This is a genomic window from Thalassospira sp. MIT1004 (assembly GCF_001858545.1).
GTDB classification, from domain to species: Bacteria; Pseudomonadota; Alphaproteobacteria; order Rhodospirillales; family Thalassospiraceae; genus Thalassospira; species Thalassospira xiamenensis.
This window is the reverse complement of the sequence record NZ_MCAO01000011.1, coordinates 456,817-481,188: the sequence shown is the minus strand read 5'-3', so window position 1 is coordinate 481,188 and position 24,372 is coordinate 456,817. Positions and strand designations below refer to the sequence as shown.

Annotated in this window: 21 protein-coding genes; 13 read left to right on the top strand and 8 right to left on the bottom strand. The window is 57.5% G+C overall.

What is annotated here, in order from left to right; all coding sequences use genetic code 11:
* The first annotated feature begins 4 nt into the window (after nt 1-4).
* The 6 genes from BC440_RS06850 (at nt 5) to BC440_RS06825 (ending at nt 5,252) form a co-directional block, all read left to right on the top strand.
* Nucleotides 5-622: an urease accessory protein UreE gene (locus BC440_RS06850; protein WP_063092705.1), complete on the top strand. Its 618-nt coding sequence runs from the start codon at nt 5-7 to the stop codon at nt 620-622.
* Nucleotides 612-1,337 carry an urease accessory protein UreF gene (locus tag BC440_RS06845; protein WP_063092706.1) on the top strand — a complete coding sequence of 242 codons (726 nt, stop codon included), beginning with the start codon at nt 612-614 and terminating at the stop codon, nt 1,335-1,337. Before BC440_RS06850 ends, BC440_RS06845 begins: the two co-directional genes overlap by 11 nt.
* The gene (gene ureG / locus BC440_RS06840) at nt 1,334-1,954 is read left to right on the top strand and encodes an urease accessory protein UreG (protein WP_063092707.1); all 621 of its coding nucleotides are present in this window, start codon (nt 1,334-1,336) and stop codon (nt 1,952-1,954) included. The genes BC440_RS06845 and ureG overlap by 4 nt, the downstream gene beginning before the upstream one ends.
* 1,401 nt (nt 1,955-3,355) lie before the next feature.
* Complete coding sequence (locus BC440_RS06835; RefSeq protein WP_007088871.1) at nt 3,356-3,904, top strand: biotin transporter BioY; 549 nt, start codon at nt 3,356-3,358, stop codon at nt 3,902-3,904.
* Between the two features lie 74 nt (nt 3,905-3,978).
* A complete protein-coding gene (locus BC440_RS06830; RefSeq protein ID WP_063092708.1) occupies nt 3,979-4,653 on the top strand; it encodes an ATP-binding cassette domain-containing protein in 675 nt (224 codons plus the stop codon).
* Nucleotides 4,650-5,252, top strand: a complete 603-nt coding sequence (locus tag BC440_RS06825) for an energy-coupling factor transporter transmembrane protein EcfT (protein WP_063092709.1) — start codon at nt 4,650-4,652, stop codon at nt 5,250-5,252. Before BC440_RS06830 ends, BC440_RS06825 begins: the two co-directional genes overlap by 4 nt.
* 92 nt (nt 5,253-5,344) lie before the next feature.
* On the opposite strand, the gene fghA is transcribed toward BC440_RS06825, so the two are convergent.
* Both fghA and BC440_RS06815 read right to left on the bottom strand, forming a co-directional pair.
* Complete coding sequence (gene fghA / locus BC440_RS06820; protein ID WP_063092710.1) at nt 5,345-6,202, bottom strand: S-formylglutathione hydrolase; 858 nt, start codon at nt 6,200-6,202, stop codon at nt 5,345-5,347.
* Nucleotides 6,203-6,275: 73 nt separating this feature from the next.
* Complete coding sequence (locus BC440_RS06815; RefSeq protein WP_063092711.1) at nt 6,276-7,400, bottom strand: S-(hydroxymethyl)glutathione dehydrogenase/class III alcohol dehydrogenase; 1,125 nt, start codon at nt 7,398-7,400, stop codon at nt 6,276-6,278.
* Between the two features lie 101 nt (nt 7,401-7,501).
* On the opposite strand from BC440_RS06815, the gene BC440_RS06810 reads away from it, so the two are divergent.
* Nucleotides 7,502-8,377 carry a LysR substrate-binding domain-containing protein gene (locus BC440_RS06810; protein WP_062951191.1) on the top strand — a complete coding sequence of 292 codons (876 nt, stop codon included), beginning with the start codon at nt 7,502-7,504 and terminating at the stop codon, nt 8,375-8,377.
* Nucleotides 8,378-8,396: 19 nt separating this feature from the next.
* Here the strand turns inward: BC440_RS06810 and BC440_RS06805 are convergent, their stop codons facing one another.
* The 3 genes from BC440_RS06805 to BC440_RS06795 form a co-directional block, all read right to left on the bottom strand.
* Entirely contained in the window at nt 8,397-8,921 is a 525-nt protein-coding gene (locus BC440_RS06805) for a hypothetical protein (RefSeq protein ID WP_063092712.1), read from the bottom strand.
* Nucleotides 8,922-8,924: 3 nt separating this feature from the next.
* Nucleotides 8,925-9,710 carry a 3-hydroxybutyrate dehydrogenase gene (locus tag BC440_RS06800; protein WP_063092713.1) on the bottom strand — a complete coding sequence of 262 codons (786 nt, stop codon included), beginning with the start codon at nt 9,708-9,710 and terminating at the stop codon, nt 8,925-8,927.
* Between the two features lie 81 nt (nt 9,711-9,791).
* On the bottom strand, nt 9,792-11,402 hold the full coding sequence (locus tag BC440_RS06795) for a sigma 54-interacting transcriptional regulator (protein WP_063092714.1): 1,611 nt from the start codon (nt 11,400-11,402) through the stop codon (nt 9,792-9,794).
* A gap of 224 nt (nt 11,403-11,626) precedes the next feature.
* Between BC440_RS06795 and BC440_RS06790 the strand changes: the two genes are divergently transcribed.
* The 4 genes from BC440_RS06790 to BC440_RS06770 all read left to right on the top strand — a co-directional run bounded on the left by BC440_RS06790 (nt 11,627) and on the right by BC440_RS06770 (nt 18,070).
* Entirely contained in the window at nt 11,627-12,844 is a 1,218-nt protein-coding gene (locus BC440_RS06790; protein WP_063092715.1) for a methionine gamma-lyase, read from the top strand.
* A 372-nt stretch (nt 12,845-13,216) separates the two neighbouring features.
* Complete coding sequence (locus BC440_RS06780; protein WP_082822551.1) at nt 13,217-15,601, top strand: transketolase; 2,385 nt, start codon at nt 13,217-13,219, stop codon at nt 15,599-15,601.
* 163 nt (nt 15,602-15,764) lie between these two features.
* Nucleotides 15,765-16,694 carry a calcium/sodium antiporter gene (locus tag BC440_RS06775; RefSeq protein ID WP_063092717.1) on the top strand — a complete coding sequence of 310 codons (930 nt, stop codon included), beginning with the start codon at nt 15,765-15,767 and terminating at the stop codon, nt 16,692-16,694.
* 230 nt (nt 16,695-16,924) lie between these two features.
* Nucleotides 16,925-18,070, top strand: a complete 1,146-nt coding sequence (locus tag BC440_RS06770; RefSeq protein WP_063092718.1) for an HPP family protein — start codon at nt 16,925-16,927, stop codon at nt 18,068-18,070.
* A gap of 19 nt (nt 18,071-18,089) precedes the next feature.
* On the opposite strand, the gene BC440_RS06765 is transcribed toward BC440_RS06770, so the two are convergent.
* The 3 genes from BC440_RS06765 to BC440_RS06755 all read right to left on the bottom strand — a co-directional run bounded on the left by BC440_RS06765 (nt 18,090) and on the right by BC440_RS06755 (nt 20,202).
* Entirely contained in the window at nt 18,090-18,788 is a 699-nt protein-coding gene (locus BC440_RS06765; protein ID WP_114093483.1) for a MarC family protein, read from the bottom strand.
* Between the two features lie 153 nt (nt 18,789-18,941).
* Entirely contained in the window at nt 18,942-19,274 is a 333-nt protein-coding gene (locus tag BC440_RS06760) for an HNH endonuclease signature motif containing protein (protein ID WP_065701856.1), read from the bottom strand.
* Nucleotides 19,275-19,305: 31 nt separating this feature from the next.
* Nucleotides 19,306-20,202 carry a M48 family metalloprotease gene (locus tag BC440_RS06755; RefSeq protein WP_063092719.1) on the bottom strand — a complete coding sequence of 299 codons (897 nt, stop codon included), beginning with the start codon at nt 20,200-20,202 and terminating at the stop codon, nt 19,306-19,308.
* Nucleotides 20,203-20,646: 444 nt separating this feature from the next.
* On the opposite strand from BC440_RS06755, the gene BC440_RS06750 reads away from it, so the two are divergent.
* Nucleotides 20,647-22,959: a type I secretion system permease/ATPase gene (locus tag BC440_RS06750; RefSeq protein WP_063092720.1), complete on the top strand. Its 2,313-nt coding sequence runs from the start codon at nt 20,647-20,649 to the stop codon at nt 22,957-22,959.
* Nucleotides 22,959-24,263 carry an HlyD family type I secretion periplasmic adaptor subunit gene (locus BC440_RS06745; protein WP_063092721.1) on the top strand — a complete coding sequence of 435 codons (1,305 nt, stop codon included), beginning with the start codon at nt 22,959-22,961 and terminating at the stop codon, nt 24,261-24,263. The genes BC440_RS06750 and BC440_RS06745 overlap by 1 nt, the downstream gene beginning before the upstream one ends.
* Nucleotides 24,264-24,372: the final 109 nt, after the last annotated feature.

Below are 24,372 nucleotides of genomic sequence, written 5' to 3'. Positions count from 1 at the left end.
GATCATGCGTCGCGCGATTGAACATATCCCGGTCAGCCAGTCCGACACATCCGAAGTGCGCGGTACGGTAACACTTGCCTTTGCCGACCGTCACCGGCGGCGCATCCGGCTGATGGATGATGCCGGGGATGCGTTTCTGCTTGATCTGCCCCATGCGGTGCGTTTGGGCGACGGGGATAAGTTGCGTCTGGTTGATGGCGGGGTGATCGTGGTGCGTGCGGCTGCCGAGGACGTCCTGACCATCACCTGTTCCGGCCCGATTGCGGCGGCCAAAATGGCATGGCATATCGGCAACCGTCATACCCCGCTTCAGGTCCTGAAAGACGGGCGGCTTCGCATCATTGATGATCATGTCATGCGCGATATGGTGCAGGGGCTGGGCGGTGTTGTTTTTGCCGAAGTCGCCCCGTTCGATCCGCTGAATGGGGCCTATCACGGGCTGGGCGGTGGCGGCCACGGGCATAGCCACGGCAATGATCATTTCGAAGAACCACATGATCATGACGATCACGATCATGACCACCGGCATGATCACGGCCATGACCATAGCCATGCGCATTCTCACGGGCATTCCCATTCTCATGCGCACGCCCATGCCATCGGGGAGCCGCATGACCACTGAACTTGATCCCCGTTCCCCCGCCAACCTGACGCCGGGTGGCCTGATGCGGTTGATGACATGGCTTAGCCCGTCCTTCCCGGTTGGGGCCTATACCTATTCCCACGGTGTTGAATACGCGGTCGAGGATCGCCGGGTCATCAGTGCCGAAAGCCTGACAACCTGGATCGAAGGGGTTCTGGAATTCGGTGCCGGGCGGATTGATGCGGTGCTGTTTTGTGCCGCATGGCGCGCGGCGCGTGCGGGGGATCTGGACGCCCTTTTTGACATCGGGGTTGATGCCGATTGCTGGCGCGGGACGGCTGAAATGGCGCTGGAGGCAACCGCACAGGGGCGTGCCTTTGTCTCGACCGCCCAAAAGGTCTGGGGCGATGGCATTTTAACCCTCTGGGCGAAACGAATGCGTGATGATGACCGTCTGCCATCCTATCCGGTTGCGGTGGGTATTGCCGCAGCCGAGGCGGATGTGCCGCTGCGCGATGCGCTGAGCGCGTTTTTGCACGCGATGGCGGCCAATCTGGTGTCGAGTGCGGTGCGTCTGGTGCCGTTGGGGCAGACCGATGGCGTGCGGACCCTGGCGTCCCTTGACAAGGCGGTGGCGATGGCGACCGAAACCGCGATGAATACCGATCCGGTCAATCTGGGGGCGGCTGCCCCGATGGTTGACTGGACGTCGATGAAACACGAAACCCAATATACGAGGCTTTTCAGATCATGAGCTCACCCCTTCGCATTGGTATCGGTGGCCCGGTTGGTTCGGGCAAAACCGCCCTTCTGGAACGGCTGTGCAAGGCCATGCGCGACGAGTTCAATATCGCCGCGATCACCAACGATATTTACACCCGCGAGGATGCCGAATTCATGACCCGGTCGGGGGCATTGGCCGCGGACCGCATTGCCGGTGTTGAAACGGGTGGCTGCCCGCACACCGCCATTCGCGAAGATGCATCGATCAACCTTGCCGCGGTCGAGGATATGAGCGCCAAGCATCCGGGGCTTGAAGCGATCTTTATTGAATCGGGTGGTGATAACCTGTCGGCGACCTTTTCGCCGGAACTGGCCGACATCACCATCTATGTCATCGATGTTTCGGCGGGCGACAAAATTCCGCGCAAAGGGGGGCCTGGCATCACGCGGTCCGATTTGCTGGTGATCAACAAAACCGATCTGGCACCGCTTGTTGGCGCGGATCTGGGGGTGATGGACCGCGATGCCAGAAAAATGCGCGGCACCCGTCCGTTCCTGTTTACCAATCTCAAGGCGATGGATGGCCTTGAAGACGTCAAGAGTTTCATCATCGAGACAGGGGGGCTCCGTCAATCCGCCGCGTCCTGATGGGGATCAGGACGCAATAATACCGGATGACGGGAGCACACGGGCCCGGCCTGAAAATGGCCGGGCCTGAACTATTTGGACGAAAGGTTGAGCACGGACGATAGCCGCGCACGCGGACTGCATATAAAACTTTTTTCAAAAAGTTCTTGATTTGTTCTTTTAATTATGGCATAAGAGAAAAGTCAACGGGAGAAAACCGCCCGGACCGAAACCCGCGAGGCCTTGAGCCTCGCGGGTTTTTGCGTTTGGGGCCGGATGAAAGAGGTGATCAGGATGCAACGGCAAAGATTGAGCCAGGGTAGCGGGGCGATCCGCAGGATATGGGTTGGCGGATGGCGGAGCCATTATGGCGGCCTTCTGCCCAAGGACTAAGGCAGAGGACTAAGGGGACTAACCCGGTCATTTGTCATGACGGGAGAGGTGCGTCTTGTTGGAGAGGGAGCGTTGAATTTGCCGGGAGCGGCAGCGATGGCAGCAGGGGCAGCGGTTGGCTGTGACCCGTCGATGGTGGACCAGTGGGGCCCCGTGCGCCCGAAGTGTGTCCGGGCTCCATCGGTTGCGGGAAGTGCCGCCATTGCCGAAAGTGGCCGGAGCAGGCAGTGAGCCCGAAGGTCGTCTGCTGGCGAGGATGGCAGATGCCCGAGATGTGTCCGGGCTCCATCGGTTTCGGGAAGTGCCACCATTGCCGAAAGTGACCGGAGCGGGCCGTGAGCCCGAGGTGGTTTGTTGGCGAGGATGGCAGATGCCCGAGATGTGTCCGGGCTCCATCGGTTGTGGGAAGTGTCACCATTGCCGAAAGTGATTGGAGCGGGCCGTGAGCCCGAGGTGGTTTGTTGGCGAGGATGGCAGACGCCCGAGGTGTGTCCGGGCTCCATCGGTTGCCAGAAGTGCTGCCATGGCCGGGAGTGATCGGATCGGAGCAGGGGGTCAGTCTGAGGTGGCCTGTTGGCGAGACTGTTGGTGGCATGAGGTCGGCTCGGGGTGTGGGGCAGAATTGCCGGAAAGCGAGCGGAGCGAGGTGTTCGTCCGAAGGCGGCCTTGTCAGCGGCGCTGTCTGCGCCCGGTTGGGCGAGGATGCGAAAGCCCAAGGTTTGTCGGACTTACCTGATTGCGGGAAGCCCGGTTTTGGGTGGGGGCCCTGCCGTCGCATCCGTCGTCGGCTGTCTGCGGTTCGGAATGTGATGCCGTTTGATCCGCGGCAAGCTTTTGAAAGCAAAATATTATTAGGCGATCCTTATCCCATCCTGATGGAGATGATGCGTCATTTTGCTTTGCGATCTGCGGTTTTGCGGCTATCCCTTCGGCCGTTGAACCGGTCGGGAGGACCGGAAAACGAACGGTGATGTGTCGGGGCTTGTGCCATCACCGTCGGGGAGAACGGGAAGGAAGGATCGTGAAATCATGAACACCAAAGATATCGTCTATGTCGCGCTGTTTGCCGCAGTGACCGCTGTGCTTGGGCTGTTTCCACCCATCACCCTGCCGATTACCGGGGTGCCGGTGACCGCGCAATCGTTGGGGCCGATGCTGGCCGGGGCGATTTTGGGGGCGCGTCGTGGCGGGCTTTCGATCCTGCTGTTTGTTGTGCTGGTGGCGCTTGGCCTGCCGCTTCTGTCGGGGGGGCGCGGTGGTTTTGGTGTTCTTCTGGGGGCGACGGGTGGCTTTATCGTCGGCTGGGTGATTTCGGCGTTTGTGATCGGCCTGCTGATTGAAAAATTCTGGGACAGGCTGAATATCTTCAACGCGGCATTGTCGATTGCGGTTGGCGGGATTGTTGTCCTGTATGCGATTGGCAATCTTTGGGTCAGCATCGTTGTTGATGTCAGTTACTGGAAGGCGACCGTCGGGGCCGCACCGTTCCTGATTGGCGATGTGATCAAGGTTGCGATTGCAACCGCAGCCTGCCTTGCCGTGCGCCGTGCCTATCCCTTGATTTCCAAGGCACGCTAGGTTTTGATGAGGCGCGGTCATCAGATCGCGCCTTTTGCTGTTATCCCTTGTCTGAAATTTTGCGCCGGGTGCTGATGATCACGCTTGAAAATGTCACCGTGGAATTTGATCAGCGTCGCGTGCTTGACGATATTTCACTGTCACTTTGCGAAAAGCGGATCGGGATTGTCGGGGCCAACGGATCGGGCAAAAGCACCTTTGTCCGGCTTCTGAACGGGCTTCAGGTGGCATCGTCGGGGATTGTGCGCGTCGATGACTTCGATGCTGCCAAGGACGGGCGCAAAGTGCGCCGCCATGTCGGCTTTGTTTTTCAGAACCCGGATAATCAGATCGTCTATCCGGTGGTCGAGGAAGACATCGCCTTTGGCCTGAAGGCGCTTAAACTGCCAAAGGACGAGATTGACCGTCGTATCGACGAAGTCCTTGCGCGATATGGCCTGTCGGAATTTCGCAACCATCCCAGCCATTTGTTAAGCGGGGGGCAGAAACAGCTTCTGGCGATTTCCGGGGTGCTGGTGATGGCGCCGCGTTACATCATCTTTGACGAGCCGACCACCTTGCTTGACCTGCGCAATCGTAACCGGGTCGAACGGGCGATTGCCGAACTGGATCAGACCGTGATTACGGTTTCCCATGACCTTGATCTGATCGCCGGTTATGACCGGGTGCTGGTGTTTGAAAATGGCCGGATCGCCTGTGACGACGTCCCGGCCATCGCCATTCCCCGCTATCGGGAGATGATGGCGTGATTGCCGGACTTTACATCGATGGCAATTCCGCCCTGCACCGGGCGGCAGCGGGGTTAAAGGTGCTTGCCCTTATCCTGCTGGGGACTGGTGTTTTTCTGATCCCTGATTGGCCGGTTCTGGCGGGGGTGCTGGTGACGGTTTTTGTTCTGTATCCGGCTTCGGGTTTTGGCCCGCGCATCCTTTGGGCGCAGATCAGGCCGATATTGTGGTTGCTGGCTTTGTTCTTTGCCGTGCAGCTTTGGCTCAATGACTGGCAGGCGGGGCTTGTGGTGATTTTCCGGCTGGCCGCGATTGTTAGCTTCGCCGGGCTTGTGACCCTGACGACCAGAACGTCCGACATGCTGGCCGCGCTGGAACGGGCGATGAGGCCGCTGGCGCGGTTTGGGGTTAACCCGGAAAAGGTCAGTCTGGCGTTTTCGATGGTGTTGCGATTTATCCCGGTGATTGCGCAAATCGGTCATGAAATCCGCGATGCACAACGCGCGCGCGGGCTTGATAAATCGGTGCTGGCGCTTGTCGTGCCGCTGATCATCCGCACGCTTAAAACGGCGGACGATGTCGCCGATGCCATTGATGCGCGCAGCTTTGACCCGGATTAATCTTCCAAAAAAAGACCCGGCAGGCCTATAGGGACGAGGCGCGTGCCGGGTGAAAACCGCTTGGGTGCGGGTTCTGATGCGGTTACCTGATCTCAGGCGATACCAAGATGCCATGCGTGGAAACGCAGATGGTCTTCGATAAAGCTCGCGATGAAGTAATAGCTGTGGTCGTAGCCTTCCTGCATGCGCAGGTTCAGCGGATAACCGGCGTGGCTTGCGGCGGCAAAAAGCGTATCGGGTTTAAGCTGCTCGGTCAGGAAGCCATCGGCATCGCCCTGATCAACGAGGGCCGGGGTTTGCATATCCCTGGCGGTGGCGGCCTTCATCAGTTCCGAGCTGTCCCACTGTTTCCAGACGGATTTGTCATCGCCGAGATAATTGCCAAGCGCCTTCTGGCCCCACGGGCAATTGATCGGGTTTGAAATCGGGGAAAAGGCCGTCACCGATTTGAACATCCCCGGGTTTTTAAGCGCGATCATCAGCGCACCATGCCCGCCCATTGAATGGCCGGAAATCACCGCATCATCGGAAATCGGGAAATGATCACGGACAAGGGCCGGAAGTTCTTTGGTCACGTAATCATACATGCGGTAATTGCGCGCCCAGGGTTCCTGCGTCGCGTTGACGTAAAAACCGGCCCCCTTGCCGAAGTCATAGGCTTCTTCTTCGTCATCGGGCACATGGTCGCCGCGCGGGCTGGTGTCGGGGGCGACGATGGCAATGCCAAGTTCGCTTGCGATGCGAAACGCGCCGGCCTTCTGCATGAAGTTTTCATCCGTGCAGGTCAGTCCCGATAGCCAGTACATCACCGGTACACGGTTGCCCTTGCCCGCCTGCCGCGGCAGGAAGATGGCAAACCGCATATCGCACCCCAGCACATCGGACCGATGGGTATATTGTTTGTGCCAGCCGCCGAATACCTTGTTGCTGGATGAATTTTCAATGCCCATTTTATTCTCCCGTTCGCCCGCCTTGCCAGAATTTTACCGGCAGGGCGGGGTTTTCGTATGAAGCCAGATGGTCTTAATAGTGAATGACCGAACGGATGCTTTCGCCTTCATGCATCAGGTCGAAAGCTTCGTTGATGTCTTCAAGCTTCATGGTGTGGGTGATGAAATCGGACAGTTTGAATTCGCCCTTGAGGTAGCGTTCGACATAATCGGGCAGTTGCGACCGGCCCTTGACCCCGCCAAAGGCGGTGCCGCGCCAGACGCGACCGGTGACAAGCTGGAACGGGCGGGTCGAGATTTCCTGACCGGCACCGGCAACACCGATAATCACCGACTCACCCCAGCCCTTGTGACAGCATTCAAGGGCGGATCGCATGATATTGACATTGCCGATACATTCGAAACTGTATTCAACGCCGCCATCGGTCATATCAACGATGACTTCCTGGATCGGTTTGTCATGGTCTTTCGGGTTGATGCAATCGGTCGCGCCAAGCTGTTTGGCGAGTTCGAATTTCTTTTCGTTGATATCAATGGCGATGATGCGGCTGGCGCCGGCCATTTTGCAGCCGATGATGGCCGAAAGGCCGATGCCGCCCAGACCGAAAATCGCAACACTATCGCCCGGTTTGACCTTGGCTGCGTTGGTGGCAGCCCCCATGCCGGTCGTAACGCCACAACCCAGCAGACAGACTTCTTCAAGCGGGGCGGTTTTGTTGACCTTGGCAATCGAGATTTCCGGCAGAACCGTATATTCCGAGAAGGTCGAGCAGCCCATATAATGGAAGATCGGTTTGCCATTCTGCGAGAAGCGCGTGGTGCCATCGGGCATAAGGCCCTTGCCCTGAGTGGCGCGGATTTTCTGGCACAGGTTGGTTTTGCCCGATTTGCAGAATTTGCATTCGCCGCATTCGGGGGTGTAAAGCGGGATCACATGATCGCCGACCGCAACGCTGGTGACACCTTCGCCGATTGATTCAACAATCCCGCCGCCTTCATGGCCAAGGATGGCGGGGAAAATACCCTCGGGATCGTCGCCCGACAGGGTGAAAGCATCGGTATGACAAACACCGGTGGCAACGATGCGGACACGGACTTCACCGGCCTTGGGCGGGGCGACCTGAACTTCTTCAATCGATAGCGGCTTGCCCGCTTCCCAGGCAATGGCGGCTTTGCAGGTGATGGTTTGGGCGCTCATGTCGCTCCTCCGGCTTGTGTGATCTACTGCCAACAGTGTATTTATTTCCCCTGATCTGATAATCCGGTATTTCGGTAAATGACTTTTACGATGGTGTAATAATGAATGCGTGGGATGGGATCAGCGAATTCGTCGCCGTGACGGAACGCAAAAGCTTTACGGCAGCGGCCAAGCAGCTTGGCATTTCCGTGGCACAGGTCAGCCGCCAGATCACCGCGTTAGAAGAAAAGCTTGGCGTGCAGCTTTTTTACCGCACCACGCGCAAGGTTAGTGCTACCGAAGCCGGGCAGGTTTATTATCAGCATTGCCGACAATTGCTGGATGGCTTGCAGGATGCGGAACGCGCAATCGGGACCCTCACACAGGTGCCGCGTGGCAAGCTTAAGCTGACCGCGCCCACCACCTATGGTGAAACCGTGATTGCGCCGCTGGTCAATGATTTCGTCGCCCGATATCCGGAACTTGAAGTCCAGTGCCGCTTTACCAACCAGAAACTTGATCTGGTGCTTGAAGGCTATGACATGGCGATCCGGCTTGGGCGGCTGGATGGCACGACCGGCAGTCTGATGAGCCAGCAGCTTTCAACCCGCCGCCTTTATGCCTGCGCATCGCCAGCCTATCTGTCCAAGCGTGGGGAGCCGCATTCGCTTTCGGAGCTTGCGCGCCATAACTGCCTTGTCGGGACGCTGGATTACTGGCGGTTTGAGGAAGACGGGCGGGAGCGTACCATCCGAATTCATGGCTCGATCCACGCCAATAGCGGGCAGGCGCTTTTGGATGCCGCGCTAAAGGGCATCGGCATTGTCCAGTTGCCGGATTATTACGTCGATCCGTGGATCGCCAGCGGTGATCTGATCCCGGTCCTGTCCAAATTCCAGCCGACCGATGAAGGTATCTGGGCGCTTTACCCGACCAACCGGCACCTTAGCCCGAAAATCCGGATGCTGGTGGAGCATTTGGGGCGGTATTTGGGGTGATCTCGTTTTAGAAGCTTGCCTATTCTGGTTTGGTGAGGTTCGAAATTATTTGATCGATTTCATCTAGTTGATGCCCCCACCATTCAAGAGCTTCTTTATATGCATCTCGGGCATCGTCCCCTTCCTTGGGGCCGGAAAGAATTGGACGATAGATATTCCCATCAAGTTCATGAACCTCATTGTGCTCAAAAATGTTGCCATTTTGATCGCGCAATTTAGTAGTAATTAAAATGCTGGAAGTGTCTAACGGGTGAACATTGAACTCATATTCTTTTAGTAATAAGTCGCGATCTTTCTTGATGAATTCAAAGAACATCTCTGAATCTCTGTCATCCTGCTTCCATTTTTTAAATTGCTCTTTCTCTGCCGCTGCAATTCGAGGGTCGGTTTTGGCGTCAACCTGTTTTAAAACGTTGCCCACTGCTCTCAGAAGTGCGAGTGCGCCTGCCCAGTGGACACGCCAGAGGTCCTCATTTTCCTCGTTTTCTAGCAAATTCAGGGCATGGTAACAGTCTTGCAGAACTTGAAGAGCTTGGTAGGTCATCTTTTACTGCGCCGTCCAGCCACCATCGACCGACATATGCGTGCCGGTCATTTGTGATGCGGCGTCCGAGCACAGGAACAGCGCGGTCTGGCCGATCTGTTCGGGGGTGACGAACTGTTTGGACGGGTGTTTGTCCGAGACCAGATTGGTTGCGGCCTGTTCGACGGAGATGCCGCCTTCCTTGGCCTTGGCTTCGATCTGGCGTTCGACCAGTTCGGTGCGCACCCAGCCCGGGCAGATTGAATTGGCGGTGATGCCGCTTTCGGCGGTTTCAAGGGCTGTTACCTTGGTCAGGCCCATGATGCCGTGCTTCGCCGCGACATAGGCGGCCTTTTGGACCGATGCGACCAGACCGTGGGCGGATGCGGTATTGATGATCCGGCCCCAGTTTTTCTTTTTCATGTTCGGCAGGGCAAGGCGCGTCGTGTGGAAGGCCGAGGTCAGGTTGATCGCAATGATCGCATCCCATTTTTCCGGCGGGAAATCTTCGATCAGGGCGGTGTATTGGATGCCGGCATTGTTGATCAGGATATCGGCACCACCCCCGAATTTTGCGGCGGCGTCCATCATCATCGCTTCGATCTGATCTGGTTTGGAGAGGTCCGCGCCATTGTAATGCGCGGTCACGCCAAATTCGGTTTCAAGCGATTTGCGGGTGGCTTCGATTTCGTCCTTGTCGCCAAAGCCGTTCAGCATGACATCCGCCCCGGCCCCTGCAAGGGCCTTGGCCATGGCAAGGCCGATGCCGCTGGTCGATCCGGTAACAAGTGCGCATTTGCCTGTCAGCATGATGTTTCTCCCTGTGGGTGAGGAGTTGTTCCTCCTCATAAGTTAGGTGGATCATGCCGCAATGCAACATGGGAGGCAAGATCAACCGGAAATGCCATATTTGCGAAGCTTGCGGGCAATCGCCGTGTGCGAGATGCCAAGCCGTTCGGCAAGCTTCCGCGAGCTTGGGTAATCCGGGTAAAGGCGCGCCAGCATTTCACGTTCGAGCATGTCCATCCCGTCGGCAAGGGTTCCTTGGGCGATGGCGGCATTGATCGGGTCGGTTGCGGGGGCAGCGGTTGCCGGATCGCGGAGTCTGCCGGGTTCGTCCGTGGCGGTGACGGACGGGCTGCTTGCGGTGGTGGTCAGGTCGCGTGCGGTCAGGATATCGCCATCCAGAAGGGCGACCGCCCGGAAAAGGGTGTTTTCCAGTTCGCGCACATTGCCGGGCCAGTCGTGGCTGGCAAGCCAGGATAGGGCATCCCTTGCGATATGGGGTGTGGGGCGTTCGGTTTGCTGGGCGGTGCGGGTGACGAAATAAAGCGCCAGTTCGGCAATGTCTTCGCGCCGGTCGCGCAAGGGCGGCAGGGTGATGCCAAGGACGTTAAGGCGGAAATAAAGGTCTTCGCGGAATGTGCCGTCATGGGACATGGCGTCAAGGTCGCGGTTGGTCGCGCTGATGACGCGGACATCAACCGCAATTTCATCCGTGCCGCCGACGCGCCGGAACCGGCCATCCTGCAACACGCGCAGAAGCTTTGCCTGCAGATACGGTGTCAGTTCGCCGATTTCATCCAGAAACAGCGTGCCGCCATCGGCCAGTTCCAGAAGTCCCGGCTTGCCACCACGCCGCGCACTGGTAAAGGCCCCGGCGGCATAGCCAAACAGTTCGCTTTCGGCCAGTCCTTCGGGCATGGCAGCACAGTTTAGCGCCAGAAAAGGCTGATCGGCCCGGTTGCTTGCGCGGTGGCAGGCGCGGGCGAAAAGCTCCTTCCCCGTGCCGGTTTCGCCGAGGATCAGAAGCGGGGCATCGACCGATGCCAGTCGTTTTGCCTGTGCCTTGACCCGTGCCAGTACCTTGCTTTGGCCGATGATGTCGTCAAATCCGGTGTGGCTTCGATCCTGAAGGGCGGTCATGACGCGGCCAAGGCGCGCGGCCCGGTGAAACACCATGACCCCGCCCCAAGGTGCGTCATCGGCGGCATCCGTACCATCATCAACATGGCCGATCGGTTCGACCTGTAGCAGATAGGTTTGACCGCCCAGCGTGACTTCGCGTTCCGGCAGGCGGAAATGGCTTTGGCGCAGGTCATCAATATCCGGGTCGGTCAGGAAATCGGCCAAGGGCCGGTCACGCAGCGGCGCATCGGGGGAGCCTGCGATATTTTGCGCTGCCGGATTGGCCTGCGCGATCAGGCCGTTGGCATCCACCGCGATTACCGGATCGCCAAGGGCGGCAAGGGTTGCGTGAAGCTGCGCGCGCCTGCGTTCGGTTGGCAGGCGGTCAATCGGTTTGACGTCCTCGATGCCGGGAAGTTGCATCAGGCGATGGGCCAGCAACGGAAAACGTTCCGGCCGGATTGCCGGGATATCGGCAAAGATATGGTGGGTTGTGACCTCGAAGGCGCGGATATCAAGCTTGAAATCCGCCAGCACATTGACGACGTCCCGCGTGATGCCGACCCTGTTTTCCCCGGTGATTTCAAAACGCATGGCTGTACCGAAATGTTTACACTGTAACGAAAACTATACAGTCGTAAGGGGCTGTTTTCCAGTGGTTTTGGCGAAATGTCGTGGTTGGTGGAGGTGTTTGTAAACTTAAGTTTACAGTTGATCTAAGGGCTGTGGCGCTAAGTAATTGAAATACAGGGGTTTTCAATTCTGGCACGGGCTTTGCGGTTATGGGGGCAGAACACTTCAAATAACGGGAGCCTTTCATGTCTGATCCGCGTCACACCAAATCCGGTTTTGCCACCCGCGCCATCCATCATGGGTATGATCCGCAAAGCCATAATGGCGCGCTGAACCCGCCGGTTTACATGAGCTCCACCTTTGCATTCGAAACCGCAGAGCAGGGCGGGCGCATGTTTGCCGGTGAAGAGCAGGGCTTTATCTATTCACGGATCGGCAACCCGACGCTGGCCCTTCTTGAAAGCCGTCTAGCGGTGCTTGAAGGCGGTGAAGCGGCCCTTGCGACCGCATCGGGCATGGGGGCGATTACGTCGGTCTTCTGGACATTCATTGCGCCGGGTGACGAGATCATTGTCGATCGCACCCTTTATGGCTGCACATTCGCCTATTTCCGTCACGGGCTTGAGAAATTCGGGATCAAGCATACCCATGTTGACCTGACCGATCCGGCGGAGCTTGAAAAGGCGATTTCGGACAAAACCAAAATCGTTTATTTCGAAACCCCGGCCAACCCGAACATGCGTCTGGTCGATATCGAAGCCATTTCCGACATCGCCCATAAACATGGTGCCAAGGTCGTGGTGGATAACACCTATTGCACGCCGTATCTGCAGCGCCCGATTGAACTCGGGGCCGATATTGTCGTGCATTCGGCGACCAAATATCTGGGCGGTCATGGTGATCTGATGGCCGGTGCGGTGATTGGCCGTGCGGAAGACCTTGAACAGGTTCGCCTTGTCGGCCTGAAAGACATGACCGGTGCGGTCCTGTCGCCGCAGGATGCCAATCTGGTGATGCGGGGGCTCAAGACGCTTGAACTTCGTATGGAACGCCATTGCGACAATGCCGAAAAAATCGCGGCCTTTCTTGAAAACCATCCGAAGGTCGAAAAGGTTTTCTATCCCGGTCTTGAGAGCTTTGCGCAATATGAACTGGCGAAAAAGCAGATGGCCCGCTTTGGCGGCATGATCGCGTTTGAACTTAAAGGCGGGATCGAAGAGGGCCGCAAGCTGATGAACGGTCTTAACATGATCACGCGCGCGGTCAGCCTTGGCGATGCCGAAACCCTGATCCAGCACCCGGCATCAATGACCCATTCGACCTACACGCCCGAAGAACGTGCGGAGTATCAGATCACGGATGGCCTGATCCGCCTGTCGGCGGGCCTTGAAAGCATCGACGATATTCTTGCCGATCTTGAACAGGCGCTGGACGGGGATCAGATGGCGATTGCCGCTGAATAATCCCGGAATCCCTGAACAAGGGAGGCGGACCGCAAATCCCCCAAACGATTTGCGGTCCGTATAAGGTTGCGCATGGTGTGGGTGCCGTTCCGCGCCATGCGGCAACCGCCTTGGCAGCGTTGGGGCATCCCGAATCGGCATCGGTAACGGATAAAAATCAACTCCGGGCCTGTGTGCCACATTCGACGAATTTCAAAAAACTTGCGTGGGCTGAACGAGGGTTTTTTGAAAGTTTCGTCAATCCTGCGATTTTTGGTGCTTTCGCTTGATTGGCATCGCGTAGCAGCAAAAATACGCAAATCCATACCGAAATAAGGCGTGCGGCAAAACCGGTGATGCCGGGCCGAAACGCCAGCGAGAGGCGAGAAAAAGATGTCAGCACAAAACAGCACCCCTGAAATTGGCGAAATGATCGAAGCAATCTCGACCGGGCGCGTGGCGGCCAAGGATCTTGAGATGCTGGGCCAGATTGAGAAAAAGGTGCGCTGGCTATCAAGCTGGACCATCCATAACGCCAACCATATCCGCCCCAAACGCGATGGCATCAAGGTCGGCGGCCATCAGGCGAGCTGCGCATCGATGACAACCCTGATGACAGCACTTTATTTCAATGTTCTGCGCCCGCAGGACCGGGTCGCGGTCAAGCCGCATGCATCGCCGGTTTTCCATGCGATCAATTATCTGTTCGGTCGCCAGACCAGGGAAAAGCTTGAAAACTTCCGCGCATTTGGCGGTGCGCAATCCTATCCGTCGCGGACCAAGGATGGCGATGTCGTCGATTTTTCGACCGGGTCGGTCGGGCTTGGTGCGGCGGTCACCAACTTTGCCGCCCTCACGCAGGATTACCTGCGTTACAAGGATATGCTGCCGCGCGGTGAAAAACCCGGTCGCATGGTCGCCCTTGTTGGCGATGCGGAACTCGATGAAGGCAATATCTATGAGGCGCTTCTTGATACCTGGAAGCATGATATTCGCAATGTCTGGTGGGTGATCGATTACAACCGTCAAAGCCTTGATGGCATGATCGATGCGCATCTGTTCCGCGTGATCGGCCGGTTTTTCCGCGCCGTTGGCTGGAACGTGATCACCATCAAATATGGCCGCAAACTGCATGATGCCTTTGCCAAGCCGGGTGGCAGGTCATTGAAAAAATGGCTGAACGAGGCGCCGAACGATGTCTATTCCGCCCTGACGTTCCAGGGGGGTGCGGCGTGGCGCAAACAGATCCTTGGCGATATGCCGGGCGATAATGCGCTGGCAAGTCTGCTTGGCGATTATGATGATGATGCCCTGCATGACCTGATGACCAATCTGGGCGGGCATTGCATGGAAGCGGTCCTGAATGCGTTTGATTCCGTTCCCAATGACAAGCCGACGATCTTTATCGCCTATACGGTCAAGGGTTATGCCACCCCGCTTCAGGGGCATAAGGACAACCATGCGGGCCTTATGAATGTCGCCCAGATGGATGCGTTCAAAAAACAGAACAATATCAATGACGGGCAGGAATGGGATTACGCCGCCGGTCTTGACGTGGCCGAGGATAAGGTGCGTGCCTATATCGATGCGGCACCGTTTAATGACGGCAAATCGCGCAAGAAGCTGGCAACCGTCATCGATATTCCCGAAATGCCCTATGCGCGGGTCGATACATCGAGCACGCAGGAAGTGTTTGGCAAAATCCTGAACGAGCTTGCGAAACTGAAGGATAGCGATCTGGCGGACCGGATCGTCACCACATCGCCCGATGTGACGGTATCGACCAACCTTGGCGGGTTTGTGAACCAGCGCGGGCTGTTTGCGCGTGAAAATCTTGCCGATGAATTCCGCGAACGCAAGGTGCCCTCGGCCCAGAAATGGATCAGGTCGCCCGAAGGCCAGCATGTCGAACTTGGCATTGCCGAAAACAACCTGTTTTTGAACCTGGCCGCCCTTGGCCTGTCGCACAGCCTGTTTGGCCAACGCCTGTTCCCGATTGGAACGCTTTATGATCCGTTCATTGCGCGCGGCCTCGATGCGCTGAATTATGCCTGTTATCAGGATGCGCGGTTTATGGTTGTCGCCACGCCAAGCGGGATTACGCTGGCGCCCGAAGGTGGCGCGCATCAGTCGATTTCAACCCCGATGATCGGCATGGGGCAGCCGGGCCTGACCAGTTTCGAGCCAAGCTTTGGCGACGAACTTGCGACCATCATGGGCTGGTCATTTGATCATCTGCAAAATCCCGAAGGCGGATCGGTTTATCTGCGCCTGTCGACCAAGCCGCTGGCACAGCCGGAACGCGATCTTTCCGATGCCACAAAGTCCGAAATCGTATCGGGTGGTTACTGGCTGCGTGAACCGGGCGAAAATTGCAAAATGGCGATCGCCTATTGCGGCGCAATGGCCCCCGAAGCGATTGCCGCGTGGGAAAAACTTGAAGCCGATCATCCGGGGATTGGCCTTCTGGCGGTGACATCGACCGACCGGCTTTATAACGAATGGCAGGATCTGGAACGGGCGCGCCTTGAAGGCAAATCCGATGGGCGCATGGCCCATATCGAAAACCTTCTGAAGCCGCTGGCATCGGATGCGCGTCTTGTCACGGTGATTGATGGTCATCCGGCGGCGATGGCGTGGTTGGGTTCGGTCCGCGGTCACGCCGTCGCCCCGCTTGGCGTCAATGCGTTTGGTCAGTGCGGCGACAGCATTGATCTGTATAAATATTACCAGATCGACACCGATGCGATCATCCGGGCAACCAAGCGCTGGGATTGATGTCCATCTGGAAATCTGCATCAATGGCCGGGAATTTCCCGGCCATTTTGCTTTGTCGGCGGAAATGTAATCGGGGTCACTTGCGCAGGGTCGGAAACGCACACACATCTGCGCGCTGTATGCTGTGACACTATTGATCATTAGCGCGATGGGGGCTTTGGTTATGGAATATCTGATGTTGCTGGCGGGCCTTGTCGGTCTGTTTTTCGGCGGCGAGGCGCTGGTGCGCGGCAGTGTCGGGATTGCGCAGCGTCTGGCGATGCCGCCGCTCCTGATCGGTTTGACCGTGGTTGGCTTTGGCACATCGACCCCGGAATTGCTGGTTTCGGTTGATGCCGCGTTGCGCGGGGTTTCCGATATTGCGCTTGGCAATGTTGTTGGATCGAACATCGCCAATATTCTGCTGATCGTTGGTGTGTCGGCGCTTGTCTGGCCGATCCGGGTTTCTGGCGATACCCTGAAACGCGACACGGCGGTGATGATGGCGGCAGCCATTGCCCTTGTGCCGATCTTTGCCTTCGGGATGATGGGGCGGGTTGCCGGGGGTATCCTGTTTGTATCGCTTGTTGCCTATCTTGTGTTTGCCTATCGCCAGTCGCGCAATGCGCCCAATGCGCCACTTGCCGATGAGGGTGATCTGCCGGTTCCGGCGCGTGGCTTGTGGCTGTCGCTGGTCTGGGTGATTGGCGGGCTGGTGGCGTTGATGTTTGGCGCGCGTTTCATGGTCGATGGGGCGGTAACAATTGCCCGGACCTTTGGCGTGTCAGAGGCGTTTATCGGGCTTACGGTCGTGGCGGTTGGCACGTCCTTGCCGGAACTCGCGACCTCGTTAATCGCGGCGTTGCGAAAGCAGTCGGAAATTGCCATCGGCAATATCGTCGGATCGAACATTTTCAATATTCTGGGTATTCTTGGCCTGACCGCGATCATTACCCCGATCCCGGTTGCCAGCCGTTTCCTGACCTTTGATCTGCCGATCATGATCGCGGTATCGCTGGTCCTGACTGTGTTGTTGCGCCGTCAAACCATCGGGCGGGGGATCGGGATCGTGATGCTTGTTGCCTATGGCGGATATGTTTTTGCCGCACAGTGAAATATTGCCAGCCAGCACGACCGCGATCCGGCCTTTTGCGGGGGCTTGCGATCAGGGGCCTTGCCGGGAAAAGTTCGAAAGGAGGGCCGCGTGCCCTCCTTTTTGTTGGGGGATTTATCGGTTGCCGTTATTGACGGGGATGCGAATTACAAATACTAGAAAAAATCGCATTTATAAAAATTGAACAATAATTAAGTGTTCAATAACGGGCCGGGAAATGAACCAATCCGATGAAATTTCGCAACTATCGCGCGCTTTATCCGGCCATACCGGCCAGCACGCATAAGGAAGCCATCCGTGCCGGGCTTGGGGCGCTGATCGGGCTGGGGATTGCCGGTTTTGTTCTGTCGTTCTTTGATCTGCAGGGGGCGGGGCTTTATCTGATTGCGCCGTTCGGGGCGTCGTCGGTGTTGCTGTTTGCCGTGCCAAACAGCCCGCTGGCGCAGCCGTGGTCGGCAATTGTCGGCAACTCTGTCGCCGCCCTTGCCGGGGTTGCGGTTTGCTATGTGATCCCCGATCCGGTTTTGCGGGTGGCGGTGGCGGTCGGGCTTGCCATTACCGTGATGATCGTTGCGCGCGCGGTTCATCCGCCGGGCGGGGCGGTTGCGATGATTGTTGCGATGAACCCGGATATCGCAACCGAGCTTGGCTTTCGGTTTGCCCTTACACCGGTTGCGGCAATCACGGCCATTCTTGTTCTGACGGCAGTACTTTATGCCCGAGCAACCGGGCGGAAATATCCGTTACGCCATTTCGATGACAAGAGCCCCTTTCAGACAGCGGACCGTTCCCCGATTGAACGGCTTGGTCTGGACAAGGGGGAGCTGAATTCGATTTTGCAGCAATATCGCCAGTCGCTGAACCTTGGCGTCGAAGATCTTGCGCGCCTGATCGGGGCGGCCGAATTTCAGGTCGCGGCCCATCGCGCTGGTCCGGTCACGGCAGGCCAGATCATGTCACGCGATCTGGTGACGGTGAATGCCCAAACCCCGCTTAACGAGGTCGCCGACCTGTTCCGGCGGCACGGGTTTACGTCATTGCCGGTCATTGAGGATGACGGACGTTTTATCGGGGTGATTTTCCAGATCCATCTGATCCGGCGTGCGACCGAAGATGCCCTTCGTCTGGATCGCGGATTGCTTGCCGCCATGGCGCGCCTGATTGATCGCCGTCGCAATGTCCCGATCCGGGCCATCGAAATCATGTCGGTGACAGAGCCACGGGCAACGGCGAATACCCCGATTGCCGCCCTGCTGCCATTGATGGCGGATGGGGCCTGTGATGCGGTTCCGGTGGTCGAAGATAACCGGATCATCGGCATTGTCACCCGAACGGACCTTATCGCTGCCTTGGCCCATGCGGGGTTGAAGGGCTAGGTAACGTCGAAGGTGTCGATCAGAAAAACGCCTGTTTGATGCCATCAATGATGAACTGGACCGCAAGGGCGGCGAGGATCATGCCGAGCAGGCGGGAGATCACGGTCGCGACTGTCGGGCTCAGGCGTTTGGCGACCAGATTGGCCAGCAGGAACATGGTAAGCGCGCAGAGCATGACAAGGCCGACAACCGCGACGACGCTGACCTGCATCACCACGCTGTCTTCATATTTGCCCATCAGCAGCATCACGGTCGCGATGGAACCGGGGCCGGCAAGGAACGGGATCGACATCGGGAAGATTGAAATATCGTCCGGTTCTTCGTCGGGTTGCGCCGGTTTGGCATCGGTGATCTGCTGATCAAGTTCGTGTTCGTCTTCAAGTTCCTGATGAACCTGTTCGGCGCGCTGGTTGCGTTTCTGGCTGCGGCGTTCAAACAGCATTTCAAGCGCGATCAGGAACAGAAGCGTTCCGCCGGCAATCCGGAAGGCCGGCATATGTATGCCAAAAATGCCAAGCACGCTTTCGCCGATAACGGCAAAGGCGGCAAGGATCAGGAAGCTTGCGATACAGGCCCGGATCGCCATGCGGCGGCGATGTCTGGTATCGGTGCCCTGTGTGAGGACGATGAAGACCGGCACCAGCCCGATCGGGTCGATGATCACAAATAACGTGACAAAGGCCGGGATCAGTTCGCTCAGCATGTCGAGGCTTGGCATCTGGTTTCCTTTGTCCGTTGATCGTTTGTCATAGTGCCAATTGCAGCCGGGTTTGTCGCCGCAAAACTGGGGCCGTATATCGGCCCGGTCGCGCAAGGTAAACCTTTATGTCGGCTGCAAAATGCAATCGGCCTGTTACGTGTTTTCGTGATTTTAACGGCTGCGACGACGATTGCGTCCGTATCGTCCGGCATTTTCCGGCCAGTCGATATAATCAACGGGTTTTTTGCGTATCCATCGGATGAATGTCTGCATATCGGGATGGGCGATGATTTTTTCCGGTGTATCGAAATCGCGCGCCAAGGTGGTTTCGTCAAACAATCGGTGGATCATGCGATGACAGACACGGTGCAGCCATTGGGTATCCGTGCCGCCCTTTGATTTCGGCGTCCAGTGATGCCGGTCAACACTGTCGCCCGCGATCATCATCCGTCCGCAAATCGGGCAGGGACCAAGTTCCTGATCTGGTGTGGGCGATACCGGCATGAAAGAAGTACGTGGTTATTGTCAGGTTGGGCTATTTTGTGCCGGGAGGTCGCCGGTTTTCAAAGAATTTCTGCCACGTGCCGGGTTTAAGGTCGCGCAATGCCCGGATGCGGGCGCTGACCGGTGGATGGGTATCAAGCAATAAGGGGGGTTGCGTGCTGCGATAAGGGATCAGGCGCAAACGGCGGCGATTGATCTGATCGATATGCAAAAGCGCCTCGATCATGTCTTCGGGGCCGTTCAACAGGTCGCTTGCGCCGTGATCGGCAATGAACTCACGATCCCGGATCACGGCGCGCTGTAACAGGAAGCTTACGGTCGGGACCACGCCAAAGACAATGACCATCCAGTTCGGCGGATCAAAATTGCCAAAAATGAAAAGCATCAATCCGAACAGGGCAATGGTCCATGTGGCCCGATACAGCACGTCGGTCATCAGAAGGATGCGCGTATCGCCGTGCCATGCATGGGCGATTTCATGGGCCAGCAGGGCGCGCATCTGGCGCGGGGAAAGCGTATGAAGGGCATCATTTGATATCGCGATGGTCGTTTCTTCGGCGGTGCCGGTGGTGATTGCATTCACCCCCTTGCCCGGCAGCAGGAAAAGCTTTGGCAGGTAATCAAGCCCGGCACGGCGCGCCAGCATCGCCGCCATTTCGTGAATGGCAGGGAAGGAAGCGGCATCCAGCGGGCGGGCGCGCAACAATTTCATCAGGACTTCGGGGGATATCATCGGGGCAAGCACAAGCATCAGCGCAACGGCAATCGCGGCCGAAATTGCCATGGATAATCCACCGAGCATCCATGCGCAGGTCGCCAGAACCCCGGCCATGCAGGCCATTAACGGGAAGGTGTGCGAATTGCCGCCCGGACTGATGGCAAGAAAGCGTTGCAGGAAGACAGGCAGGCTTGAGGGTTCGTTTTCCATGGGGTGTCCCGATTCTTTTTCCCTGACTTAAAAGGTATGTTTTTAGATGTTAAGGGCAAGGGCAACGTACCTTTGCCTGCGCCTTGCGACGTGCTCCAAGGGTAAGCCAAACGCACGCCGCCTGATTTGAGTTGGCGCAATTCAAATCAGAAAAAGGAAGATTTCCAACAGGTTGTCGGCAATTCCGGCATGTCTGCCTGCTGGCATGTTTTTTCGGATTCGTGGCAAAACGCAGCATTTCGCAATGCCGGAACCAGCGTATTATTGCCCGCAAATCGTTGAAGTTCCTTAATTTGTTAACACATCCTTATATGTTGCCCTAGAATAGTGCTTATGCAATCGGATAGGTGGCTCGTAACAGGTTTGTCGCGGGTCGCTTGGCGTGTGCGCCATATTTGATGTGATACAAGATTTGCTGCGAACGGGGTTTCGGGAAGGAACACAATGACCCTGCTGGACAAAATCCAGTCGGTCCGCAAGGCGGGCGCGACACGGGAAGGGGATCGCACCCCGCTGGAACGGGTGTTCTGGCGGTCGATTGCCCTTGTCGGCGGATTCAGCATGGTCATCAATATGCTGAACATGGTCATCCCGATCTATTCGATGCAGGTGTTTGACCGTGTCCTTTCCAGCCGCAGTGTCGATACGCTTTTACTTCTGACGCTTGGCATCGCGTTGGTGCTGCTGTTCATTGCGTCGATGGAACAATTGCGTTCGCGCCTTTTGATCCGGGTTGGCACCGCACTTGATCTTCGGCTTGGCGGGGATCTGTTTGCCCATGTCGTGCAACAGGCCGCACGCGGCAACAATATGCGCCAGCGACCGTTGCGCGATCTTTATGGTCTGCGCGGGTTCCTGACCGGATCGGGCCCCTTTACCCTGATCGATTTCATGTGGGCCCCGGTCTATATCGGTGTGGTGTTCATCTTTGACACGCGGCTTGGGCTTGTCGCCTGTGCCGGGGCGGCGATCCTGATCCTGATTGCGATTGCCAACGAGGCGGCGGCAAAGATTTCCGTCGACCGGTCCGAAGAAAGCCAGAATCGCGGTATTGCGCAGGAAGAAACCTATATCCGCAATGCCGAGGCGATGGAAGCCATGGGCATGACTCCGTCCGCGCGCCAGCGCTGGCAGGCTGATCAGTCCGATGCGCTGTATTGGGAAGGCCAGGCCAGCCGACGGGTCGGAACATCGACAACGCTTTCGCATTTCATCCGTCTGGCCATGCAGGTCTGTTTTATCGGGGTTGGTGCCTATCTGGTGCTGTCCGAGAGCATCACGATCGGGATCATGGTGGCCTCCATGATCATGGGGATGCGCGGGCTTGCCCCATTTGATGGCGCGGTTTCGGCATGGCGCAGCTGGAATTCGGCGCGCAATTCGTTCGAACGGCTGAATAAGATTCTTCTGGATAAACGTCAATCGACACCTGCGCCGCTGCCACGCGGGCGCGGTATTTCGGTGACGGTGGATCGGCTGGTTTTTGCCCCGCCGGGCAGCCGCAATGTTCTGTTCAAGGGATTTTCGTTCAAGACCGGGCCGGGGCAGGTGATTTCCATCGCCGGGTTCAACGGGGTTGGTAAAACGGCCCTTTTGAAGCTGATCATGGGTATCTGGGTGCCCGGATCGGGGTCGGTCAAGCTTGATGAAATCGAAGCATCGCGTATTGATCGCGGTGAACTTGGCCCGCAGGTCGGCTATCTGTCGCAGAACCCGTTCCTGTTTCCCGGGACGATTGCCGAAAATATTGCCCGTCTTGGCAATGCCGAAATGCGCGACATCATTCAGGCGGCCGAACTGGCCGGGGCGCATAAATTCATCCTTGATCTTCCCGATGGCTATGAAACCCGGGTTGAACGGGGCGGGCGCAATCTTTCGGGCGGGCAGCGCCAGTTGATCGCCCTTGCCGCGGCGCTGTTCGGGCGGCCGCGCATGTTGTTGCTGGATGAACCGACAACCGCCCTTGATGACAATGGTGTCGGGCATATCAGCGGGCTGATTGATATCGTGCGCCGTGCCGGGATTACGACCTTTATCGTCAGTCACGAACGCGAAATTCTGGTGCGTGCCGATGCGATCCTTGCCCTAGCCAATGGTCAGATTCAGGTCGTGCCGGTGCGGGCCAAGGCCGATCAGATGATCGCGCCACCACCTGCACCCGTGGCATCGCCTGTTGCCCCACCGGCGCGTGATGGACAAATGCGGATCACGCCCAAACGGATTGCGGTGCCCAACCCGGATGCACCGCGCCCGATCATTGAAAAAAATTCGGCGCAAAATCAGACGCCGGAACAGACGCCTTTGCCCGCCGGTATTATGCCGACGCCGACCCGCGCACAGGCCAGCCGTGTCGCACAGGCCAAGTCAAAGGCCGGGATCGAGCGCACCGAAATGGTGCCGCAACCGACCCCGGGCGGCACCATGATGACCATGCGCCCGGCCACCCGCAAGAAGGCCGAAACAACAGCGGACGACCGTGCCGAACGGATGCGCATTGCCCGTGAAAAGCAGGAAAAACAAAGACTGAGCGCGCGCAAGACCGCCCGCGAAGCCGCCCTTGAGGCCAGCCGCAAAGAAGCGCGTGAGCAGGTTCTGGCGAAAAAGGCCGCTGCCCGTGAAGAGGCGCGCAAGGCGCGCCGTACCGGCGAGCGCAGCCCAGCACAACAGCCCGCCGCCGCCCCGCGCCCGAAACGCAGTGACCCGCCACAGCTTCGGGTGGTTGAAGGATCGGCTGGTCGCAGACAGGGTGGTGTCTGATGGCAGGGGTGGAGCTTCCAACCGCGCGTGAACTTGAAACCGATGTCAGACCGCTGGTGCGGATCGGTCTTCTGATCCTGATCCTGGGTGTCGGGTCGGTGTTCTTGTGGGCGGCAACCGCGCGCATCAATTCCGCCGCAACGGCAAGCGGCGTGGTCGCACCGTTTTCCGGTCGGCAGAGTGTTCAGCACCTTGAAGGCGGGATCATTCGCGACATTCTGGTGCGCAACGGGGCACGTGTGCAGGGTGGCGATGTCCTGATCCGGCTTGACGATACGCGTGCGCGGGCCAGTTTTGATCTGCTGAATAACCGCTATCTTAATGCGCTGGCGACACAGGCCCGCCTGATTGCCGAACGTGGCGGCAAGGACAGAATCCAGTTTCCCGCGCCGCTTTATGATCCGAAATATGCCGGGATTGTTGAATCGCAGGAAACCCTGTTTCAAAGCCGCATGAACGCGTTTCGCGGTGAACTTGAACTGTATGACGAACGGATCAAGGAACTGCGCCGCGAAATCATCGGCACGCAGGAACAGAAAACCGCATCCGAGCAGCAGGTTGGCATCGTCAAGGAAGAGCTTGCCATGGTCAAACCCATGGTCGATCTTGGCTATGCCAGACGCACCCGTCTGCTTCAGCTTGAAAGTCGTCTGGTCGAAGTTCTTGGCAATATAGGGCGGTTTTCGGCCGATATCGCACGCATCGAACAACAAATCCAACAGGTCAAATCCAGTCAGGCGCAGCTGACGCGTGACAATCTGCAAACCATCAATACCGAGCTTCGCGATATCCAGGGCGAGATTTCAGACCTGAATGAACGGTTGCGCTCGGCCGAGGATATTCTGGTGCGGTCCGACATCAAGGCACCGCGTTCCGGTACGGTCACCAATTTGCAGTTTTCCACCGTTGGCGGGGTGATCCCGCCCGGTGCGCAAGTGCTTGAAATCGTGCCACAGGACGACAAGCTTGTGATCGAGGCGCGCGTATCGCCGAACGATATCGATGTCGTGCATGAGGGGCTTGAAGTTAATATCCGGGTGACGGCTTTCAGCCAGCGCTGGTTTGCGCCGGTAAAGGGCGTTGTGGCGGATGTGTCGCCGGATCGTCTGACCGATCCGGAAGGCCGCCCGTATTTTCAGGCAATGATCGAAATCGATTCGGAAAGCCTTGCCGAACATGAAGGCATGATTTTATCGCCGGGAATGGCCGCACAGCTTGAAATCGTCACCGGTGCCAGAACGATTCTCGCCTATCTGTTTGCTCCGATCACCGACAGTTTTGATCGCGCATTCCGCGAACAATAGGTCTTCCAGCCCGATTCGGGGTCTTTCTACCTACCCTATACAACCTGACAGATTCTGTCAGAGGCGAATTTCGCCTTTCAAATCCCGGGAAAACATGAAAAAAATGTAA

Coding starts and splice junctions, on each gene's coding strand:
- BC440_RS06850 (WP_063092705.1), top strand. CDS start 5: ATGCGTCGCGCGATTGAACATATCCCGGTCAGCCAGTCCGACACATCC.
- BC440_RS06845 (WP_063092706.1), top strand. CDS start 612: ATGACCACTGAACTTGATCCCCGTTCCCCCGCCAACCTGACGCCGGGT.
- ureG (WP_063092707.1), top strand. CDS start 1,334: ATGAGCTCACCCCTTCGCATTGGTATCGGTGGCCCGGTTGGTTCGGGC.
- BC440_RS06835 (WP_007088871.1), top strand. CDS start 3,356: ATGAACACCAAAGATATCGTCTATGTCGCGCTGTTTGCCGCAGTGACC.
- BC440_RS06830 (WP_063092708.1), top strand. CDS start 3,979: ATGATCACGCTTGAAAATGTCACCGTGGAATTTGATCAGCGTCGCGTG.
- fghA (WP_063092710.1), bottom strand. CDS start 6,202: ATGGGCATTGAAAATTCATCCAGCAACAAGGTATTCGGCGGCTGGCAC.
- BC440_RS06815 (WP_063092711.1), bottom strand. CDS start 7,400: ATGAGCGCCCAAACCATCACCTGCAAAGCCGCCATTGCCTGGGAAGCG.
- BC440_RS06810 (WP_062951191.1), top strand. CDS start 7,502: ATGAATGCGTGGGATGGGATCAGCGAATTCGTCGCCGTGACGGAACGC.
- BC440_RS06805 (WP_063092712.1), bottom strand. CDS start 8,921: ATGACCTACCAAGCTCTTCAAGTTCTGCAAGACTGTTACCATGCCCTG.
- BC440_RS06800 (WP_063092713.1), bottom strand. CDS start 9,710: ATGCTGACAGGCAAATGCGCACTTGTTACCGGATCGACCAGCGGCATC.
- BC440_RS06795 (WP_063092714.1), bottom strand. CDS start 11,402: ATGCGTTTTGAAATCACCGGGGAAAACAGGGTCGGCATCACGCGGGAC.
- BC440_RS06790 (WP_063092715.1), top strand. CDS start 11,627: ATGTCTGATCCGCGTCACACCAAATCCGGTTTTGCCACCCGCGCCATC.
- BC440_RS06780 (WP_082822551.1), top strand. CDS start 13,217: ATGTCAGCACAAAACAGCACCCCTGAAATTGGCGAAATGATCGAAGCA.
- BC440_RS06775 (WP_063092717.1), top strand. CDS start 15,765: ATGGAATATCTGATGTTGCTGGCGGGCCTTGTCGGTCTGTTTTTCGGC.
- BC440_RS06770 (WP_063092718.1), top strand. CDS start 16,925: ATGAAATTTCGCAACTATCGCGCGCTTTATCCGGCCATACCGGCCAGC.
- BC440_RS06765 (WP_114093483.1), bottom strand. CDS start 18,788: ATGCCAAGCCTCGACATGCTGAGCGAACTGATCCCGGCCTTTGTCACG.
- BC440_RS06760 (WP_065701856.1), bottom strand. CDS start 19,274: ATGCCGGTATCGCCCACACCAGATCAGGAACTTGGTCCCTGCCCGATT.
- BC440_RS06755 (WP_063092719.1), bottom strand. CDS start 20,202: ATGGAAAACGAACCCTCAAGCCTGCCTGTCTTCCTGCAACGCTTTCTT.
- BC440_RS06750 (WP_063092720.1), top strand. CDS start 20,647: ATGACCCTGCTGGACAAAATCCAGTCGGTCCGCAAGGCGGGCGCGACA.
- BC440_RS06745 (WP_063092721.1), top strand. CDS start 22,959: ATGGCAGGGGTGGAGCTTCCAACCGCGCGTGAACTTGAAACCGATGTC.